Annotated in this window: 14 protein-coding genes; 9 read left to right on the forward strand and 5 right to left on the reverse strand. The window is 75.0% G+C overall.

Features of this window, described 5'->3' with window-relative positions:
• Positions 1-467: 467 nt before the first annotated feature.
• Positions 468-1,205: a ferritin-like fold-containing protein gene (locus tag JNO44_RS27875; protein ID WP_205366572.1), complete on the forward strand. Its 738-nt coding sequence runs from the start codon at positions 468-470 to the stop codon at positions 1,203-1,205.
• Between the two features lie 6 nt (positions 1,206-1,211).
• On the opposite strand, the gene JNO44_RS27880 is transcribed toward JNO44_RS27875, so the two are convergent.
• The 4 genes from JNO44_RS27880 to JNO44_RS27895 form a co-directional block, all read right to left on the reverse strand.
• On the reverse strand, positions 1,212-1,532 hold the full coding sequence (locus JNO44_RS27880; protein ID WP_235094339.1) for a hypothetical protein: 321 nt from the start codon (positions 1,530-1,532) through the stop codon (positions 1,212-1,214).
• A 284-nt stretch (positions 1,533-1,816) separates the two neighbouring features.
• On the reverse strand, positions 1,817-2,044 hold the full coding sequence (locus tag JNO44_RS27885) for a DUF3107 domain-containing protein (RefSeq protein WP_205366573.1): 228 nt from the start codon (positions 2,042-2,044) through the stop codon (positions 1,817-1,819).
• A gap of 141 nt (positions 2,045-2,185) precedes the next feature.
• Positions 2,186-2,827: a TetR/AcrR family transcriptional regulator gene (locus JNO44_RS27890; RefSeq protein WP_039633010.1), complete on the reverse strand. Its 642-nt coding sequence runs from the start codon at positions 2,825-2,827 to the stop codon at positions 2,186-2,188.
• A 148-nt stretch (positions 2,828-2,975) separates the two neighbouring features.
• The gene (locus tag JNO44_RS27895; RefSeq protein WP_073443593.1) at positions 2,976-3,200 is read right to left on the reverse strand and encodes a hypothetical protein; all 225 of its coding nucleotides are present in this window, start codon (positions 3,198-3,200) and stop codon (positions 2,976-2,978) included.
• A gap of 153 nt (positions 3,201-3,353) precedes the next feature.
• On the opposite strand from JNO44_RS27895, the gene JNO44_RS27900 reads away from it, so the two are divergent.
• From JNO44_RS27900 to moeZ, 6 genes are all read left to right on the forward strand, one after another.
• Positions 3,354-4,388 (forward strand): alpha/beta fold hydrolase, encoded by a 1,035-nt coding sequence (locus JNO44_RS27900; RefSeq protein ID WP_205366574.1) that lies wholly within the window; start codon positions 3,354-3,356, stop codon positions 4,386-4,388.
• Between the two features lie 7 nt (positions 4,389-4,395).
• Positions 4,396-5,799 (forward strand): DUF3152 domain-containing protein, encoded by a 1,404-nt coding sequence (locus tag JNO44_RS27905; protein WP_420882694.1) that lies wholly within the window; start codon positions 4,396-4,398, stop codon positions 5,797-5,799.
• A gap of 369 nt (positions 5,800-6,168) precedes the next feature.
• Positions 6,169-7,926, forward strand: a complete 1,758-nt coding sequence (locus JNO44_RS27910; protein ID WP_205366575.1) for a DUF3492 domain-containing protein — start codon at positions 6,169-6,171, stop codon at positions 7,924-7,926.
• Positions 7,927-8,167: 241 nt separating this feature from the next.
• On the forward strand, positions 8,168-9,427 hold the full coding sequence (locus JNO44_RS27915; protein WP_205366576.1) for a hypothetical protein: 1,260 nt from the start codon (positions 8,168-8,170) through the stop codon (positions 9,425-9,427).
• Positions 9,428-9,677: 250 nt separating this feature from the next.
• Positions 9,678-10,637, forward strand: a complete 960-nt coding sequence (locus JNO44_RS27920; protein WP_067347144.1) for an NAD-dependent epimerase/dehydratase family protein — start codon at positions 9,678-9,680, stop codon at positions 10,635-10,637.
• Between the two features lie 418 nt (positions 10,638-11,055).
• The gene (gene moeZ / locus JNO44_RS27925; protein ID WP_067347142.1) at positions 11,056-12,234 is read left to right on the forward strand and encodes an adenylyltransferase/sulfurtransferase MoeZ; all 1,179 of its coding nucleotides are present in this window, start codon (positions 11,056-11,058) and stop codon (positions 12,232-12,234) included.
• Between the two features lie 110 nt (positions 12,235-12,344).
• On the opposite strand, the gene JNO44_RS27930 is transcribed toward moeZ, so the two are convergent.
• The gene (locus JNO44_RS27930; protein WP_205366577.1) at positions 12,345-15,350 is read right to left on the reverse strand and encodes a lysylphosphatidylglycerol synthase transmembrane domain-containing protein; all 3,006 of its coding nucleotides are present in this window, start codon (positions 15,348-15,350) and stop codon (positions 12,345-12,347) included.
• Between the two features lie 178 nt (positions 15,351-15,528).
• Between JNO44_RS27930 and JNO44_RS43740 the strand changes: the two genes are divergently transcribed.
• Positions 15,529-16,140 carry an MGMT family protein gene (locus tag JNO44_RS43740; RefSeq protein WP_420882695.1) on the forward strand — a complete coding sequence of 204 codons (612 nt, stop codon included), beginning with the start codon at positions 15,529-15,531 and terminating at the stop codon, positions 16,138-16,140.
• 148 nt (positions 16,141-16,288) lie between these two features.
• Entirely contained in the window at positions 16,289-19,780 is a 3,492-nt protein-coding gene (locus JNO44_RS27940; RefSeq protein ID WP_205366578.1) for an ATP-dependent helicase, read from the forward strand.
• Positions 19,781-19,848: the final 68 nt, after the last annotated feature.

Consider the following 19,848-nt stretch of genomic DNA (forward strand, 5'->3'; position numbering starts at 1 on the left):
CTCGGGGAAGATCCCGAGTTCTCGGAACGTCGTAGACAGAGTCTTGCCTCTTCTGTGAGACGCGGCGAGAGGCGGCGAAGGGGGTCGTACCGCACCGTCGTACGGGTTCGTACGGCGCCGACCCGAAGGGGCCGGACGGCGCGGGACCACTGCCGTCGCTCAGGCACTCTTGCCGCGAGCGGTGTGCCTCCTGCTGTGCGTACGTCGCGTACGCGCCGCGGGGGAGGGCGGTCGGTTGGAGCCGATCGGGCCACCGACCGGGCATCCGCTTTCGTGGAACGACCCACCGATACTCGGCGGGTCCTTTAGCACTGTACCCCGGATATCGCGCGTGAATCCGAAGGCGTGTATGACTGAGGAATTCATCACGGCGCGCCGGACCGCTCTCGGCGATCACTCGCACGGGTGACCGAGCCGTGGCTGACCAGGGCCTTCCATGACCCCTCGGGCGGGCTATTGTGCCGGTCATGGAGACGCCTGACAACGCCGCTGCCGACGCGCAGGAACACACCGGAATCGCCGCCCAGGACTGGGACCGGGCATCCACGGACCCGCAGTACCGGGCCGCTGTGATCGATCTGCTCGGCGCCCTCGCATACGGCGAACTGTCCGCCTTCGAGCGCCTGGCGGAGGACGCCAAGCTCGCCCCCACCATGGACGACAAGGCCGAACTGGCCAAGATGGCCTCGGCGGAATTCCACCACTTCGAGCGGCTCCGCGACCGGCTCGCCGAGATCGAGGCGGAGCCCAACGAGGCGATGGAGCCGTTCGCCGCGGCACTGGACGAGTTCCACCGTCAGACCGCGCCGTCGGACTGGCTGGAGGGCCTGGTCAAGGCGTACGTCGGCGACTCGATCGCCAGTGACTTCTACCGCGAGGTGGCGGCCCGGCTGGACTCCGACACCCGCGACCTGGTGCTCGCCGTGCTGGACGACACCGGGCATGCCACCTTCGCGGTGGAGAAGGTCCGGGCGGCCATCGAGGTCGAGCCGCGGGTCGGCGGGCGACTGGCGCTGTGGGCCCGCCGGCTGATGGGCGAGGCGCTCTCGCAGGCCCAGCGGGTGGTCGCGGACCGCGACGCGCTCTCCACGATGCTGGTCGGCGGGGTGGCCGACGGCTTCGACCTGGCCGAGGTCGGCCGGATGTTCTCCCGGATCACCGAGGCGCACACCAAGCGGATGGCGGCGCTGGGCCTGGCGGCCTGACGCCCGTCAGCAGGCCGTCCGGTGGCTCTTCAGGGGGGTGCCCGGGCCGGGGGCACCTCCCGGCGACAGCCGGGGGAGCACCCGGCGGCGCGGCGGGCGCACCAGGACCGACAGCAGTGCGGCGCCCACGGCGAACGCGGCGACCATCACCTGCACGGGGTGTCCGGGGCCCAGGATCGAGCGGGTCAGCAGCGCACCGAGCAGCGCCGCGACCGGTCCGGTGGCCAGGGTGAGGGCGTGGGCGGGGAATCGCTCGGGGAGCCAGCGCCGCGCGGACAGGGCGATGGCGAATCCGACGATCACGGAGCCGAGCGCTTCCCAGATCATGCTGTTCCCTCCCGCGTGACGAGGCCGACCCAACAAACAAATCGGTCGTAGGCGGTCGTACCCAAGGGCCGCCGGCAGCAACCCTCCGGCGCGGCCCCCTTGTCCGGTCAGCGTGCGCCCTCGTCCGGCCATCGGGCAAGGGTTTTTGGACAGGGATTGCGCACATCCCGGCCGGCGGTCGGCGCCGGGCGCCGGTGACACGACGCAGGGCGGCGGCCCGGAGAACTTCTCCGGGCCGCCGCCCTGCGTCAGTGATGGCGCCTCGTGCGCCGCTGCGCCGTCGCTCAGGGAGCGCCGAAACCGACCTTGCGGGTGGTCGGCTCGCCGAGCTCCACGTAGGCCACCCGGTCCGCCGCGACGAAGACCTTGCGGCCGTGCTCGTCCACGAGGCTCAGCAGCTCCGCCTTGCCGGTCAGCGCCTCGCTCACAATGCGCTCGACCTCCTCGGCAGACTGCCCGCTCTCCAGAACGATCTCGCGGGGCGCGTGCTGCACGCCGATCTTGACCTCCACGGCTTCTGTCCCTCCGATGGTCTGGGGGTCCCCCAGCGTCGGCTGGGGGAGGATGCGCGGCCAGCCGCGCGGTACGCAGCACACATTAGCCCGGTACGGGGACGGACAGGACGTCGCAGACCACGCCAGCAGCGAACACGGTCAGTGCATGTCGGTGCCGTGCAGCGGGAATCCGGCGATGCCCTTCCAGGCGAGCGAGGTCAGCAGTTGCACCGCGGTGTCCCGCGGCACCTGGCTCTCCGAGGACAGCCAGTAGCGCGCCACCACCTGGGAGACTCCGCCCAGGCCGACGGCCAGCAGCATCGATTCGTCCCGTGACAGCCCGGTGTCCTCGGCGATCACCGCGCTTATCGCCTCGGCGCACTCCAGGGACACTTTGTCCACCCGCTCGCGGACCGCCGGCTCGTTGGTCAGGTCCGACTCGAAGACCAGGCGGAAGGCGCCGCCCGGGTCCTCCACGTAGGCGAAGTAGGCGTCCATCGTGGCCGCGACCCGCTGCTTGTTGTCCGTGGTGGACTCCAGGGCCGTGCGCACCGAGTGCAGCAGGGCCTCGCAGTGCTGGTCGAGCAGGGCCAGGTACAGCTCCAGCTTGCCGGGGAAGTGCTGGTAGAGCACCGGCTTGCTGACGCCCGCCCGCTCGGCGATATCGTCCATCGCGGCCGCGTGGTAGCCCTGCGCGACGAAGACTTCCTGGGCCGCGCCCAGGAGCTGGTTCCGCCGGGCTCGGCGTGGCAGGCGTGTGCCCCGCGGACGCGCCGCCTCGGTCTGCTCGATGGCGCTCACGCTGCCTCCCAGAAATCGTTCCGTTCGCGGTCCGTACAAGGTGGTGCACCGCGGCCGTCATCGTACTTTTGGGTAACGGGGCTGTGTGCGGTCCGGGGCGAGAAATTCTGCCCCGAACCCTTCTTCGAAGCCGACATAACGTCCCAGGTCATCGATATTCGTCTTCGTTGAGCTCGACGACCCGGGCCTGTTCGGCCCGGTCCGCCTCATTGGCGGAGAAGTCGCCGCCGGTCACCGTCTCGTCGTGCCGCGGGGCGAGCTCGGCGTGCTGTTCGGCGGCATCGGCCTCCGGTGCCTCCACGTCGATCTGGGTGAGGGCGGGGCCTTCGGCCGCCTCCTCGAAGGTGTCGGGGTCTGTCGGGTCGACGCGCATGGTGGCTCCCTTTCCGATGCTTGCTGGGGCCGTGGCCCGCCGTGGGGGCGGTCGCCCTAGCTACGAGCCTAGGAGAGCAGTTGCGGCAGCGCGATGCGGTGTGTGACCGCGAACACACAATCGGGGGCGTGATCGTCTCGTAACATCGAGGGCATGTCTTCGACCGAGTCGCCGGACACCGCGACAGCCGCCGCCTTCCCGGTGCCGCCGGCCGGACCCGGCGCCCCGGACGCCGCGGACGAGTCGGTCGACTGGGTCGCGCTGGCGACGCCGCCGCGGCTGACGCTGGCCGTCCGCACCCCGGCCGCGCGCCCCGACGCACCGGCCGACGCCGCCGGCCGGGACCGCGAACCGGCGCTCTACGTCCACGGCCTGGGCGGCTCGTCCCGGAACTGGTCGGCCCTGATGCCGCTGCTCGCCGACCGGCTGGACGGCGAGGCGATCGACCTGCCCGGCTTCGGCGAGTCGCCGCCGCCGGAGGACGGCAACTACTCGGTCTCCGCGCAGGCCCGCGCGCTCGTCCGCTACCTCGACGCGGCCGAGCGCGGCCCCGTCCACCTCATCGGCAACTCCATGGGCGGCGCCGCCGCGACCCGGGTCGCGGCGATGCGCCCCGACCTGATCCGCACCCTCACCCTGATCTCGCCCGCGCTGCCCGAACTCCGGCCGCAGCGCACGGCGGTGCCCACCGCGCTGCTCGCGGTCCCCGGCGCGGCCCGGCTGTTCGGCCGGCTCACCCGCGACTGGACGCCCGAGCAGCGCACCCGCGAGGTGTTGGCGCTCTGCTACGGCGATCCGGCCCGGATCACCTCCGAGGGCTTCGAATCGGCCGTCGAGGAGTACGCCCGACGGCTGGAACTCCCTTATTTCTGGGAGGTGATGGAGCGTTCGGCGCGCGGTGTGGTGGGCGCCTACACGCTCGGTGGCCAGCAGGGTCTGTGGCGCCAGGCCGAACGGGTCCTGGTGCCCACGCTTCTCGTCTACGGTGGACGCGACCGCCTGGTCTCCATCCGGATGGCACGGCGGGCGGCCGCGGCGTTCCGCGGCTCACGGCTGCTGACACTTCCGGAGGCGGGGCACGTGGCGATGATGGAGTACCCCGAGGCGGTGGCACGGGCCGTCCGCGAGTTGATCGACTCCACCGCGGCGGCCCGGTCCGACGTGTCGTCCGGCGCGGGCTGGAGCTGACGGCGCCGTGGGACGACACAGCCGCCGGGGCGAGCCGCAGCGCCCGCCCGCGGAACCGGCCGGGAGCGCCGGCAGCACCCAGCACGCCCCGGGGACGGGGCGCCGCCGCCGGGTGACCGGTGCGCCGGAGGACGGCGCCGCGGTCCGCGGCGGCCATCCCGAGCAGCACGAGCCGGGCGGCGCCTGGGGCACGGTCCCGCCGCCCGCGGCCGCACCGCACGGCTGGGCGAGGGGCGTGCCGGCCGCGCCGAGGATCCCCCGGCCACGGTCCGCCGAGCCCGGTGGGCCGGTTTCCGGTACGCCGCCGTTCGGCACGCCCGCCTTCGGCACGCCGGTGGTCTCGCCGCCCGGCGGCGGTCCGGGGCCGCGGCAGGAGTATCTGGAGGCGTTCGGCCAGACGGCCCGCCGCGCCGCGCCGGGCACGTGGGCCGACGGTTTCCCGACGGGCTCTCCGGACGGCGCTGCCACCGGCTTCCCGGAGGGCGTCTCCGACGGCGTCCGCCAGGGTGATGCGGCGCCGCGGACCGATCGCCGGGACGGCGGTGACGGGCCCGGCCCCGAGGCCGCCGGGCCGACCGACGACGGGTCCGGCGCGCGAGGCCCCCGGAAGGGGAGCAGGGCGCGGACCTTCACCGGCGCGGCCGCCGCGGCGGTGACCACCGCGCTCGCCGTCGTCATCGGGGGCCAGGTCGCCGACCAGCACCGCGAGGACGGCGGTCCGCAGGCCCGCAGCGGCGACGACCGGGCCGACGGCGCCGGCGAGGCGTCGCGCTCGCAGACGCGGGCCGGCCAGGACGCCAAGCCCGCCGACTACGCCACCCAGATGGCCGAGGTCTTCCCGCTCGACCCGCACCTGACCGCCGGCGGCCGGTTCCGGCCGGTCGGCGGCGACGCCAAGGCGCCCGGCCACGGCAAGGTGCTGCGCTACCGGGTGGACGTCGAGGAGGGACTGCCGCTGGACGGCGAGCTGTTCGCCGAGGCGGTGCACAAGACCCTCAACGACGATCGGAGTTGGGCGCACGGCGGGCAGCGGACCTTCCAGCGGGTGGGCTCCGGCGACGCGGACTTCGTGATCTCCCTGGCCAGTCCGGGCACCACCGCGAAGTGGTGCGCCAAGTCCGGCCTGGACACCACCGAGGACAACGTCTCCTGCGACTCGGCGGCCACCCAGCGGGTGATGATCAACGCCTATCGGTGGGCGCAGGGCGCCAAGACCTACGGCCCCGACAAGATGCTGGCCTACCGGCAGATGCTGATCAACCACGAGGTCGGGCACCGGCTCGGGCACAACCACGAGGCGTGCTCCCGGGCGGGCGCGCTCGCCCCGGTGATGATGCAGCAGACCAAGTTCCTCACCACGGACGGGGTGACCTGCCGCCCCAACTCCTGGCCGTATCCGACCGGGCAGTGAGCCCGGTGCCGGCGGTGGCGATGCGGGCCGGCCGGGGCACGGGGGAGAGGCGGGCGAGCGGGCGCACGGCGACGCCCAACACCGTTGCACACGAGGGGCGTTGAGGGGCGTTTTCGCGCCGGATCCGCAGGTCGCGCCCGGGATGCACGCCCCGCGGGCGGCGGCGCGACGGCCGGACCTCACCGTCCAACGGGCCACATAGCGCGTCGAAACGCCCTGAGGGGTGGAAAGTCACGCGTGTTCACCCCTTCCGGTGGTGCGACGGACAACCGTCCATCGCGCCACCGGACCCTTTGCGTAGCTTCTTCCTGCAGGTGGCGGGGGACGTGCCGCGCCAGGACGCCGATATGGGAGGACGGGGGTGCCGTCGTGCGCATTGGACTGCTCACCGAGGGTGGCTATCCCTATGCGTCCGGTGAGGCGCACGGCTGGTGCGACCGGCTCGTGCGCGGGCTCACCGGCCATGACTTCGCGCTCTACGCGCTGATCACCGACCCCCGTCAGGAGGCCCGCGGCCCCGTCGAACTGCCCGTCAACGCCCGGCTGATGGGGCAGGCGCGGCTGTGGGGCGACATCCCGACGGGGCGCCGCCGGGCCGCCGGCCGCCGCGCCCGGCGCCGCTTCGCCGAGCACTTCGGTGATCTCGCGGCGGCCTGTGTGGCGCTGTCGGCGGGGGAGCCGGCGGCCGGTGCGGAAGCCGCCGCGGACGGACAGGCGGACCGTTTCGCCAGTGGCCTCTACGGGCTCGCCGACCTCGCCCGGGGCAGTGCCGCGCTGCCCGCCCTGCTCCGCTCCGAGGACGCCGTCCGCGCCCTGGAGGCCGTCTGCCACGGCGCCGGCGCACCGTCCGCCGTCCGCGGCGCACAGGTCGCGGACCTGCTGGCGGTCGCCGCCGAGCTGGAGCCGGCGCTGCGCCCGCTCTCGCTGGCCTGGTACGGCGACGCCGGGCTCGCCGCGGTGGACCTCTGCCACGCCGCCTCGGCCGGCACCGCCGCGCTCCCGGGGCTGCTGGCCAAACGCTTCTTCGGTACCCCGCTCCTGGTCACCGAGCACGGTGTGGGGCTGCGCGAGCACTACCTCGCGCACCCCGCGGCGCCGCGGACCGTGCCCGTGCGGGTCCTGCTCGCCGCCTTCCGGCGCGCCCTCGCCGCCGAGACCTACGCCCGGGCCGCGTTGATCACCCCGGGCGGCACCCGGGCCCGCCGCTGGCAGGAGCGCTGCGGCGCGGACCCGGCCCGGCTGCGCACGGTCTACCCGGGCATGGCCGCGGGCCCGTTCGCGGCGGTCCCGGACACCGCGGCGGACGACTCCGCGACCCTGGTGTGGACCGGCGCCATCGCCCCGGACAAGGACCTCGTCGGACTGCTGCACGCCTTCGCCGACCTCCGCAGGACCGTCCCCGCCGCCACACTCCGGATCATCGGCGGCCTCGGCGCCGACCCGGAGGCCGCCGGATACCGCGCCCAGTGCCGGGCGCTGGCCGCCCAGCTCTTCCCCGACGAGGCCGCCGACGCCCGGACCGCCGGGGAGAACCCGGTCAGCTTCGAGGAGATCGGCGGCCCCACCGCGCCCACCGCGGCGGACGCCTACGCCTCGGCGACGGTGGTGGTGCTCTCCAGTGCGGTCGAGGGGTTCCCGCGCTCCCTGGTGGAGGCGATGTTCTGCGGCCGGGCCACGGTCTCCACCGACACCGGCGCGGTCTGCGAGGTGATCGGCGGCACCGGTCTGGTGGTCCCGCCGCGCAACCCCCGTGCGCTGGCCGACGCCTGCCGGGCGCTGCTCGGCGACCCGGAGCGGCGCGCCCGGCTGGGCGCCGCGGCCCGCGCCCGGGCCTTCGAACTCTTCACCGTCGAGCAGAACATCGCGGCATTTCGTGGCATCTACCTGGAGCTGATCGCCAGCGCCCCGGGTGGTCCGGCGGGGTGCGGCGCCGGGGACGGCGTCCCGCGGCCCTTCGCCCGGCCCGCCGAGTCCCGGGTGCCCGGGGAGCCGCCCCCGACCGGCACCGCCCGCACCCCGAGCTGGGCCCAGGCCGAGCAGGCAGATCCGGCGGGCCAGACAGGCGGACGGTCCCGGCGTACGCGGCGCGGAGCGGCCGGCGAACCGGCCGCCGGGCAGGTGTGGTGAGGGTGAGGGAGGCGACAGTGGTGACAGTCGTGCTGGACGTGCTCTGTGCGATGGGCGTGGTGGGCGCGGCCCTGGTGACGGGGATGGCGGACGTGGCACACGAGGGGAGCTGGGGCGCCGCATGGCGGGACGGCCGTCCGGGTTTCGGACGCCGCCCCCGTGAGGGGCGCGCGCTGCTACCCGCCCCCGTCATCCGCGCCCCCGGCCTCTGTCCCCGGGGTCGGGGGAGAGGAGACGGCGCATGACCGCACCCGAGAGCGACACCGCGGCCCCACCCGCCCGGCCGGCCCCGCGGCACGGCCCCGCCGACCCCGTCAAGATTCTGATGTACCGTCACCGCACCTTGTGCGAAAGGGCGGTTGACCCGCTGGAGATCGCCGCCGGACTGGAGGCGCACGGGGTCACCGACCGCGCCGCCGCCCGTTTCCGACACCGCGACGTCTTCTCCCTGGCGGAGGAGCTCTACGCCCGGGTCCCGCGCGCCGACGGACCGGAGCGCGGCGCGTCGGCGGGCCCGGAGGATGAACCGGAGGCGCCGAATCCGGCCCCGGCCCCGGACCCGGCGGCCCCCGCCCCGGCCCCCCGCTCCCGGTTCGCCCGGGGTGCGGTGCAGCTGCTCCCCGGCGCGATCGGCCTCGCCACGGTCGCCGCCCACGCCTCCGTCGTGGCCCCGACTCCGCCGGTGCGCGGCGCCGTTGACGCGGCCGGGCTGCTGTTGACCGTCCTCGCGGTGCGGTTGGCGCTGCGCCACGGACCGCTGCGGCTGCGGCGCGGCCCCGGTTCCCGTACGGCGGTGCTGGGGGCGGTCTGGGCGGTGGGGTACGCGGTCTACGGCGACTGGCTGCTGGCGCAGCTGCTCTCCGGCGGGCCCGATGTGCCGGGCCCGCACCCGCGGGCCGCCGTCGCCGCCGCCGTGGCGCTGGCCTGCGTGATCGCCCCGGCCGCCGGCTGCGCCCACTGGTTCGCCCGGCGCGCCCGGCGCGGGGTGGTCGCCAGTCGCGCACTGGCCGAACTCGCCGCCCGGGTGCGGCCGTTGCTGATCGGCGCCACGCTGCTCTTCGTGGTCGCGGCCGGGGCGCTGACGGTCGGCGCCCAACTGCTGCTCGCCCGCGCGGGGAGCCCCGGCGGCCGGTGGGCGGTCCCGGCGGTGGTCGCGCTGGCGGTGCTGCTCTTCCTCGCCCGGCTGCTCGCGGTCCACGGCTTCCCGGCGGCCGCCGCGGCCGGCCTCGGCGGCGCCGCGGCCCTGGAGGCGGTGGCCCTGGCCCTCGTCCTGACCGCCCGGCTCCCCGGCCTGGCGCGGCTCGGCACTCCGGTGGAGGCGCTGGTCGCCGCCGCCGGACCGGCCGCGGTCCCGGCCGTCGCGTGCGCGGTTGCCGCGCTGGGCCTCCTCGTCCGCGGCCTGCGGGCGCTCACCGGCGCCTGTGCGCACCCGCCCGCCGACATGCCCGAACGGCCCGGCGGCACCCCCGTCGGCGACCCCGCGGAGGCTCACCGGCCATGACCGCCCCCCTCCGCCCGTATGGGCCTTCGTACCCCCCGCATGGCGTGGCGCGGTGCCCCGATGCCGCCGCTCCGCGCTCCCCGGCCTCCGTGCCGCGGACCGCACCCCCCACCTGGTCCCCGCGCCCAGCGGCGGACGCCGAACCCGCGGCCGGAGCCGGAGGAACCGGCCCGCTTCCCTCGATCCCCATGAGGAGTCGACACATGAACGTCCACCCGACCACACGTCACGCGCGCAGGGGGGACGCACGATGAGGGTGCTGCTCATCGGCGCCAACGGGTACCTCGGCCGCTATGTCGCCGACCGCCTGCTCGCCGACCCCGCCGTCCAGCTCACCGCCCTGGGCCGGGGAGACGACGCCGACGTCCGCTTCGACCTGGCCACCGGCAGCCCCGGGGCGCTCACCCGCTTCCTCGACGCGGTCCACCCCGGCGTGGTAGTCAACTGCGCCGGCACCACCCGCGGCGGCGCCCGGGAGCTGACCCGGCACAACACCGTCGCGGTCGCCACCATCTGCGAGTCGCTGCGCCGCAGCGGCTGCGGCGCCCGCCTGGTCCATCTCGGCTGCGCCTCGGAGTACGGGCCCTCGCAGCCCGGCTCGTCCACCGCGGAGGACGCGGTGCCGCGCCCCGGGGGCCCGTACGGGGTCAGCAAGCTGGCTGCCACCGAACTGGTGCTGGGCTCCGGGCTGGACGCGGTGGTGCTGCGGGTCTTCTCGCCGGTCGGCCCGGGCACCCCGGCCGGGTCGCCGCTGGGCCGGCTCGCCGAGGCGATGCGGCGCGCGATGCAGTCCGGGGACAACGAGCTGAAGCTGGGCGGGCTCGGCGTCCAGCGGGACTTCGTCGACGTCCGGGACGTGGCCCGGGCGGTGCACGCCGCCTCGCTGTCCGCCGCGCAGGGCGTGGTCAACATCGGCACCGGGCGCGCGGTGCGGCTGCGGGAGGCCGCCGCGGTGCTCGCCCGGGTCGCCGGGTTCGGCGGCTCGCTGCACGAACTCGACTCCCCGCCCGCCCGGTTGGTGATCCCGGCCCCGGCCACCGAGGGGCACGCGGCGGGCGCACCGCCCACCGCCTACCCGTATCCGGACGGCTGCGGCACCTGGCAGCAGGCCGATGTGCGCACCGCCCGCGACCGGCTCGGCTGGCGCCCGCGGATCGGCCTGGAGGAGTCCCTGGCCGACATCTGGATGGAGGCCGCCTGCCGCATCTGAGCGGTGGCGCCCCGGGCACCGCCCGCGCCTCCACCGGGGCCGGGCCGCCGCGGGCGGGGGTGCCCGGCTTCGTGCACCCCTGTCGGCGCCCGCGCTCGTGAGACGGATGTCCACCCAGTGGGACGCCTGGATACGGAGCGGGACGCCCGGTCCTTCGCCGCGCCGCTCACCGGTGCCCAGCGCGGTCGGGAGCGGCATCGGAGGAGGCTTCCGCCTGGGCCTCCGTCCCGCGGGTCGGCCGCCGCCGGTGCCGCCCCGGAGCCGCTGCCCGGCCACTGGGACGCATTCGTCTCGCACACCGGACCGGGTGTCTCGGAATGAAGAAGGGCGTGGCAGTGTTACGGGGAGAACCATCTCCGCCGTTCCCGGTTCCGACCGGGGCGGGGGAACCCCATCGAGACCGACCAACGGAGTCCCCGTGTCGCTGCCACCCCTGGTCGAGCCCGCTCCGGAGCTCACCGTCGACGAGGTCCGCAGGTACTCCCGCCACCTGATCATCCCCGATGTCGGGATGGACGGGCAGAAGCGGCTGAAGAACGCCAAGGTGCTGTGTGTCGGCGCCGGCGGCCTGGGTTCGCCCGCGCTGATGTACCTGGCCGCGGCCGGCGTCGGCACCCTGGGCATCGTGGAGTTCGACGAGGTCGACGAGTCGAACCTGCAGCGCCAGATCATCCACAGCCAGGCGGACATCGGCCGTTCCAAGGCCGCCTCCGCCAAGGACACGGTGCTCGGCATCAACCCGTATGTCACGGTCAACCTCCACGAAGAGCGCCTCGACTCCACCAACGTGATGGAGCTCTTCGCCCAGTACGACCTGATCGTCGACGGCACGGACAACTTCGCCACCCGTTACCTCGTCAACGACGCCTGCGTGCTGCTGAACAAGCCGTACGTCTGGGGTTCCATCTACCGCTTCGACGGCCAGGCGTCGGTGTTCTGGAGCGAGCACGGCCCCTGCTACCGCTGCCTGTACCCGGAGCCCCCGCCGCCCGGCATGGTGCCGTCCTGCGCCGAGGGCGGCGTGCTCGGCGTGCTCTGCGCCTCCATCGGCTCGATCCAGGTCAACGAGGCCATCAAGCTGCTCGCCGGCATCGGCGACCCGCTGGTCGGCCGCCTGATGATCTACGACGCGCTGGAGATGACGTACCGCCAGGTCAAGGTCCGCAAGGACCCCAACTGCGCGGTCTGCGGCGAGAACCCGACCGTCACCGAGCTCATCGACTACGAAGCGTTCTGCGGCGTGGTGTCCGAGGAGGCCCAGGAGGCGGCGGCCGGTTCCACGATCACTCCGCGCCAGCTCAAGGAGTGGATCGACAACGACGAGAAGATCGACATCATCGATGTCCGGGAGCCCAACGAGTACGAGATCGTCTCGATCCCCGGCGCCCGCCTGATCCCGAAGAACGAGTTCCTGATGGGCACCGCCCTCCAGGACCTCCCGCAGGACAAGAAGATCGTCCTGCACTGCAAGACCGGCGTCCGCTCCGCCGAGGTGCTCGCGGTCCTGAAGTCCGCCGGCTTCGCCGACGCGGTGCACGTCGGTGGCGGCGTCATCGGCTGGGTCAACACCGTCGAGCCGGAGAAGCCCGTCTACTGAGCGGCGCAGTCGCCCCGTGACACGTGAGGCGCCGGTCCGTGCACCACGGACCGGCGCCTTCGCGCGTACCGGCGGAGGCGGCTTCCCGGAGTGCCGGGCAGCCGCCTGCGTCAGATCTCGCCCTTGCGGCTCAGGAAGTTGAAGGCCAGCCAGCCCGGCAGCACCGGCAGCCAGAAGACCATCAGCCGGAACAGCAGCACCGCCGGCAGCGCCGTCTCGGCCGGCAGTCCGCCGAAGATCAGCGCGGCACTCAGGGCGCCCTCCACGGCGCCCACGCCGCCCGGTGTCGGCGCCGCCGAGCCCAGCGCGTTGCCCGCCAGGAAGGCCACCGCGATACCGGCGTAGCTGATCTGGTCGCCGCCGCCGAACGCCCGGATCGAGGCGTCCAGACACATCACGTTCGCCCCCGTCAGCAGCATCATCCCGCCGATGCCGGTGACCAGCTTCCGCGGCCGCTGGAGGATGTCCAGCATCCGCGGCACCACGCCGGCGAACAGCGACCGCAGCCGGGTCACCACGAACTTCCGCAGCACCGGGACCGCCGTGACGACCAGGACCAGCACCGCCACCGTCAGCAGACCGGCGATCACCGTCCGGGACGCCTGGATCTGCGGGGCGTGCTCGGTGCCGGTCAGATAGCCGAACGCCAGCAGCAGCACGATGTGGCTGCCCAGCCCGAACAGCTGGGACGCGCCGACGCTCGCCACCGCCAGGCCGGGACGTACCCCGGCCCGCTGGAGGAACCGGGTGTTCAGCGCCACCCCGCCGATCGCGGTGGGCGCCACCAGTTTCACGAAGTCGCCCGCGACCTGCGCGAGCAGCGTCCGCAGGAACGAGACCTTCTCGGTGACGAACCCCAGCAGGCTCATCGCCGCCGCGACGTACGTCAGCGCCGAGAAGAACGCCGCCACCAGCACCCACACCCACCGGGCCTGGTTGATCACGTCGCCGACGTTGAAGTTGGTGAGCTGGGACAGCAGCAGGTACGCGGCGAACGCACCCGCGATCCAGGTGATCAGGATCCGCGGGCTCAGCCGCTCCAGCTTCGCCGGCTCGATGACCGCGGTCGGCCGGATCAGCAGCACCTGTCGGCGGATCTGGGCGAGCAGGTCCTCCTCCAGCGCCTCTTCCGACGCCTCCTCCAGGGCCCGCTTCTCGGCGGACTTCTCCGCGTTCCGCATCGCCCGCAGCGCCTTGCGGTCGCGGGGGCCGCTCGTTTCCCGGGCCTCCCGCGCCTCCTTCGCGGCCTGCGAGGCGGTGAGCACCGTCTCCCGCTCCCGCTTGGACCGCTCCCTGGCCAGCTGGCGCAGGGTGGCCCGGGTGGTGCGGCTGAGCGCGATCGGCTGGAGCAGCGGCAGGCTGTCGGCCACCGCGTCGGGGCCGAGCACCTCGACGGCCGCGGCGACCGCCCGCTCGGCGCCGACCCGCAGCCCGCAGGTGGACAGCAGCTGGGCGATGTCCATCCGCAGCACCAGATCGCCGGCGGCGATCTCGCCGCCCCGCAGGTCGGTCAACACGATGTTGCCGGAACGATCCACCAGCAGGGCGTCCCCGACCAGCCGCCGGTGCGCGATCCGCCGCGACTGCAGCGCGGCCACCTGCCGCCAGGCGCTGTGCATCAGCTCGTCGGTGATCTCCTCGTCGGCCAGCGCGTCGAAGCTGCGGCCGCCGATGTGCTCGTAGACCAGCATCACCGCGTCCGGTCCGAGCTCGGAGGTGGCGATCAGCTTGGGCGCGTTGGCGCCGGCCGCGATCGCCGCGTACGCCAGCAGCGCCTCCTGCTCCAGGGCCTGGCGCAGCGACTGGAGGCTGCGGCGCTGGTTGATGCCGCGCAGCGACAGCCGCCGCCACACCCGGTAGAAGAAGCCCTGCGCCTGCTGCTCGCGGTCCACGACGGTGACGTCGATCGGCGGGCCGTCCTCCAGGGCGACGAGGTAGCGGCGGCCCCGGTCGCCGTGGTCCGGGCTGCCGTCCTCCGCGCGCATCGCGCTGACCGGCCGGAAGCCGACCCGGCGCAGGCCCGCGAGGAGGTTCTGGCCGGTGGGGCGGACGTTGGGCGAGCCGACGGCGTAGAGGGTGCCGAAGGCGACGGTCCAGCCGATCAGTACGGTCACCACGATCGCGAACGGGGTGGTGTACCGCCCGATCAGCACCGCGAAAGCGTCCAGCAACAGGACGCACCACATCGCCACCCGCCAGCGCGGCCGCCGGGACATCCCCACCGCCGTCATATAGGCGATCACCGGTGCCAGATAGCTGTGCACCGGTGCGGAGAGCGCCCCGTTGGCCAGCGGCTGGGTCAGCGCGCTGCGGATCGAGGCGGGGGCCGCCTCGGCCACCCACAGGTCGGTGGCGAGCGACACCCCGTGCGCCAGTACGGCGGCCAGCACGCCGTCCGCGATCCGCAGCCCGTCCCGCTTGATCAGGCGTTCCACGGCGTAGGCCACCGGCACGATCAGCACCAGGACGCTGGAGGCCAGCCCCGCCAGGTTGATCAGCAGCGGCGGAGCCGCCCCGGCGCCCTGCCCGATGTCGTTCTTCAGCCCCTGGGTGGTGCCGTGCGCGAACGTCGCCAGCGCCAGCACCAGTGCGATCCCGGCGATGCCGAGCAGCAGCCGCAGCAGGTCGGCGGGGCGGTGCACCCGCGCCGGCAGCAGCGGCTCGTCGACCGCGAGCCGGTCCACGTGGAACTCGCCGCTGTCCTCCGGGCCGCCCGTGGAGCGGTACGCGCCGGTGCGGGGCACGCCCCGGGGCGCGTCGTCGGCGGTCTTGTGGTGCTCCAGCCGTTCCTCCGGCTGCTGATCGCTCTGGGCGCTCTCCTTCGTCCGCCGTACGGGCTGGTGCCGCTCGGGTGGCTCCGGCGCCGTGGGCCGTCCCGGCCTCGCGGACGCCTCGGGTCGTTCGGCCTTCTCGATCGTGCTCGCCTTTTCGGTAGCGGAGGCCGCGGTCGGCTTCCGTTGTTGCTTCCCCTGTTCCGCCGCCCGCGGCCCTTGCGGCTGCGCGGTCCCTGCGGTCGGTCCCGGGGCGGTGCCGGCTGCCAGCACATCAGGGGCGCCCGCCTCCCGTGGAGGCGCCGCACCCTGCTGTTCGGCCGTCTCTTCTTGATCTCGTATCACCAGTCACCGTCCGGAAGATGGTGGCACGGCCGTCCGGCCCGGGGAGGCATCAGGGTGCATTTGGGGCCCACGGGAAGTGGAACCACCGCCACCGCACACGGTCTCCGCCGTTCTCAGGGTCTACCCCGGCCGACGCAGGACCGAGCGTCCAAGCCCATTGTCGGTGCTGTGCGGCAGGATGGACCGAATGAAGGGGACCGGAGACACGGACAGCGCCGGCGCCGCCGGCGACGGACCGGCCGCCGCCGTGGAACTGCCCGACTACGCCGAGCGGGTCCTCGGCGTCGTCGAGCTGATCCCGCCCGGCCGGGTCATGACGTACGGGGACGTCGCGGAGTGGCTCAAGGACGAGGAGCACCCCCAGGGGCCGGCGCCCGGCGGCCCCCGGCAGGTGGGCCGGGTGATGGCGCTCTACGGGGGCGCGGTGCCCTGGTGGCGGGTGGTGCGCGCGGACGGCACCCTGCTCCCCGGGAGCGAACTGCGCGCCCTGGCCCACTACCGCGACGAGGGCACACCCCTCAGGGGAGCCTCGGCGGTGTTGACCGAAGGGGCCGCGGGGCCCCGGACAGAGTCCGGGGAGGCGTCGACGAGGGGCGGTGGTCGGGCGACGGGTTCAGGAGGCGCCGCGCGAAGCGCGTCCGGGAGGGGCGGTGGTCGGGCGACGGGTTCAGGAGGCGTCGCGCGAAGCGCGTCCGGGAGGGGCGGTGGTCGGGCGACGGGTGGGCAGATGCCGCGGATCGACATGCGGCGGGCGCGATGGGACGGCGGCGGGGCCCCGGACGTGCCCTAGGGTTGGCCCCTTGGCCGGTACGGTCGGCGGACCGCCGGGCCGGGCGCGGCCCGCCGCGGGCGCCCCCGACGGGCAGCGGCACCGCCGGCACCGCCCGGCACCCTCCGCACCACCACCAGCACTTCCCTTCCCAGGACCGGCGATCCACGTGAGTTCCTCCCTTCCGGCCGTCCCGCCGGCGCAGCCCCGCGAGGCGGCGCGGCGGGACGCCCCCGGCGCGTACCGGCTGGTGCGCACCCCGCCGGAGCGGACCGCGCCCCCCACCCTGGACGCCGGACAGCGCGCCGTGGTGGCGCACCGGGACGGGCCGCTGCTGGTCCTCGCCGGCCCGGGGACGGGCAAGACCACGACCCTGGTGGAGTCCGTGGTGCGCCGCATCCGGGACGGGGGCGACCCCGAGCGGATCCTCGTCCTCACCTTCAGCCGGAAGGCCGCGGTCGCCCTGCGCGACCGGTTGGCCGCCCGCCTGGCCGACCACGACGGTGCCCCCGTGCCGACCCGGCGCGGGGGAGGCCCGTCCGCCGTCCGCCGGCCGGGCGTCCCGCAGGCCACCACCTTCCACTCCTTCTGTTACTCCCTGGTCCGCGGCCACCAGGACGCCGACCTCTTCGCCGACCCGCTACGGCTGCTCTCCGGACCCGAGCAGGACCTCGTCGTCCGCGAGCTCCTGGAGGGCCAGGCGGAGCTCGCCGGCGCCGGCCGCGCCCGGGTGAGCTGGCCGGACGAGCTGCGGGCGTGCCTGACCACCCGCGGGTTCGCCGACGAGGTCCGCGCGGTGCTGGCCCGCAGCCGCGAACTGGGCCTGGGCCCGGACGCGCTGGGCGCCTTCGCCCGCCGCACCGGCCGCCCCGACTGGCAGGCCGCGGCCGGTTTCCTCGCCGAGTACCTCGACGTCCTGGATGCCCAGGGAGTGCTGGACTACGCCGAGCTGGTGCACCGCGCGGTACTCCTGGCCGAGCGCCCGGAGGCCGCCGCCCAGCTGGCCGGCGCCTACGACGCGGTCTACGTCGACGAATACCAGGACACCGACGCCGCCCAGGTGCGGCTGCTGCGGGCGCTCGCCGGCCACCGGGGCGCACCGGCCGCGCCCGGCTCCCCGGGCCGCACGCTGCTCGCCTTCGGCGACCCCGACCAGTCGATCTACGCCTTCCGCGGCGCCGACGTCAACGGCATCCTCGACTTCCCCGAGACCTTCCGGCGCGCCGACGGCACCCCCGCCCCGGTCGCCGTCCTCGGCACCTCGCGCCGCTCCGGGGCCGAGCTGTTGGCCGCCACCCGTCTGCTGACCCGCCGGATGCCGCTCACCCGTCTTCCGGCCGACGCCGTCCGCGCCCACCGGGAGCCGACGCCCGTACGGGACGGCGGCCGGGTCGAGGTGTACACGTATCCGACCCCCGGCGCCGAGCTGGACAACATCGCGGACCTGCTGCGCCGTGCCCATCTGGAGGAGGGGGTGCCCTGGCGGGAGATGGCCGTCCTGGTACGCGCCGGGGGCCGCTCGATCCCCGCCGTGCGCCGTGCGCTGACCGCCGCCGGGGTCCCGCTCGACATCGACGGCGACGACCTTCCGCTGCGCCACGAACCGGCGGTCGCCCCGCTGCTGACCGCCCTGCGGGTGGCCGCGGGGGCGCCGGGCGCACCGGACGACACCGTGGACGCATCGGACGATGCCGTGAACGCATCGGACGCATCGGACGCGCCCGGCGGTGCCCCGGGCGACCCGGACCCGCAGGACGCCGCCCCGGACGGTGCGACCACCCTGCGCATCGACCCCGAGACCGCCGTCGACCTGCTGACCTCCCCTCTGGGCGGCATGGACGCCGCCGATCTGCGGCGGCTGGGCCGGGCGCTGCGCGAGGAGGAGCGGGCGGCCGGCCGCCCGCTGCCGCCCCCCTCCGACGAGCTGATCGCCCGCGCGCTGTCCGAGCCCGAGCGCCTGGTGGCCCACGACCCCGGTTACGCCCGCGGCGCCCAGCGGCTCGGCCTGCTGCTGCGCAAGGCCCGGGAGCTCCTCGCCGGCGGCGGGACGGCCGAGGAGGCGCTGTGGCTGCTGTGGGACGGCACCCCCTGGCCGGGGCGGCTGGAGCGGGCCGCCCGGCGCGGCGGGGCCGCCGGCCGCAACGCTGACCGGGACCTGGACGCGGTGGTCGCCCTGTTCGAGACCGCGGCCCGCGCCGAGGAGCGCACCGGTGGCCGCGGCGCCCGGAACTTCCTGGAGGAGCTGGACGCCCAGGACATCGCCGCGGACACCCTCACCCGCCGCACGGTCCGTCCCGACGCGGTGCGTCTGATGACCGCGCACCGCGCCAAGGGCCTGGAATGGCGGTTCGTGGTCGTCGCCGGCGTCCAGGACGGCCTCTGGCCCGACCTGCGGCGGCGCGGCTCGCTCCTGGAGGCGGACCGGATCGGCCGCGACGGCCTGGCCGAACCGCTCACCCCGGGCGCCCTGCTCGCCGAGGAACGCCGGCTGTTCTACGTGGCCGCGACCCGGGCCCGGGAGCGCCTGGTGGTCACCGCGGTGAAGGCCGCGGCCGAGGACGGCGACCAACCGTCCCGGTTCCTGACCGAGCTGGGCGTCGCCCCCCAGGACGTCACCGGCCGCCCCCGCCGCCCCCTGACGGTCGCCGCGCTCGTCGCCGAGCTGCGCGCCACCACCGTCGACCCGGAGGCCGGGCCGGCGCTGCGCGAGGCCGCCGCCCGACGGCTGGCCAAACTGGCCGCCCTGCGCGACGACGACGGGTACCCCCTGGTGCCGGCCGCGCACCCGGACAGCTGGTGGGGCCTGCACGAGCCCACTCACAACGCGGTCCCGCTGCGCGACCGCGACCAGCCCGTGGTGCTCTCCGGCAGCGCCCTCGACCAACTGGCGAACACCTGCGCCCTCCAGTGGTTCCTGGGCCGCGAGGTGAAGGCCGACGCCCCGGCCACCGCCGCCCAGGGCTTCGGCAACGTCGTCCACGTCCTCGCCGACGAGGTCGCCTCCGGACGCACCCCGGCCGACCTGTCCGTCCTGATGGAGCGGCTGGACTCGGTGTGGGACGCGCTCGCCTTCGACGCCCCCTGGAAGTCCCGCCAGGAGAAGGACAGCGCCCGCGCCGCCCTGGAGCGCTTCCTGCGCTGGCACGTCATGGAGCGCGAGACCCTCGGTCGGGACACCGTCGCCACCGAGCACGGCTTCGACGTCACCCTGGACGCCGGCTCCTACGAGGTCCGCATCCGAGGCAGCATGGACCACGTCTCGCGGGACGCCCAGGGCCGCGCCTACGTCGTCGACTTCAAGACGGGCAAGCAGAAGCCGACCGGGCCCGAGGTCGCCCGCCATCCACAGCTGGCCGTCTACCAGCTCGCGGTCGTCGAGGGCGCCCTGGACGACGCCTTCGACGGCCGCCGGCCGGAACCGGGCGGCGCCGAACTCGTCCACCTGAGGCTGGGCGCGCCCCGCAAGGAGGGCGGCGACGCGCTGCCGGCCGTCCAGGCGCAGCCGCCGCCGGAGGGCGACTGGGTCGGCGACCTGCTCGCCACCGCCGCCGGCCGCGTCCTGGAGGAGCGCTTCACGCCCACCACCGGTTCGCACTGCACGCACTGCGCCTTCCGGGCCTCGTGCAGTGCGCGGCCGGAGGGCCGGCAGATCGTGGAGTGACCGGCCGGGCCGGCTCGTGCCCGCGCTGACCTGCGCGGACGCCGAGCGCGGAGGGATTGTCGGTGGCG

Origin of the sequence: Streptomyces noursei, assembly GCF_016917755.1 — a bacterium.
In the GTDB taxonomy this organism is placed as follows: Bacteria; Actinomycetota; Actinomycetes; order Streptomycetales; family Streptomycetaceae; genus Streptomyces; species Streptomyces yunnanensis.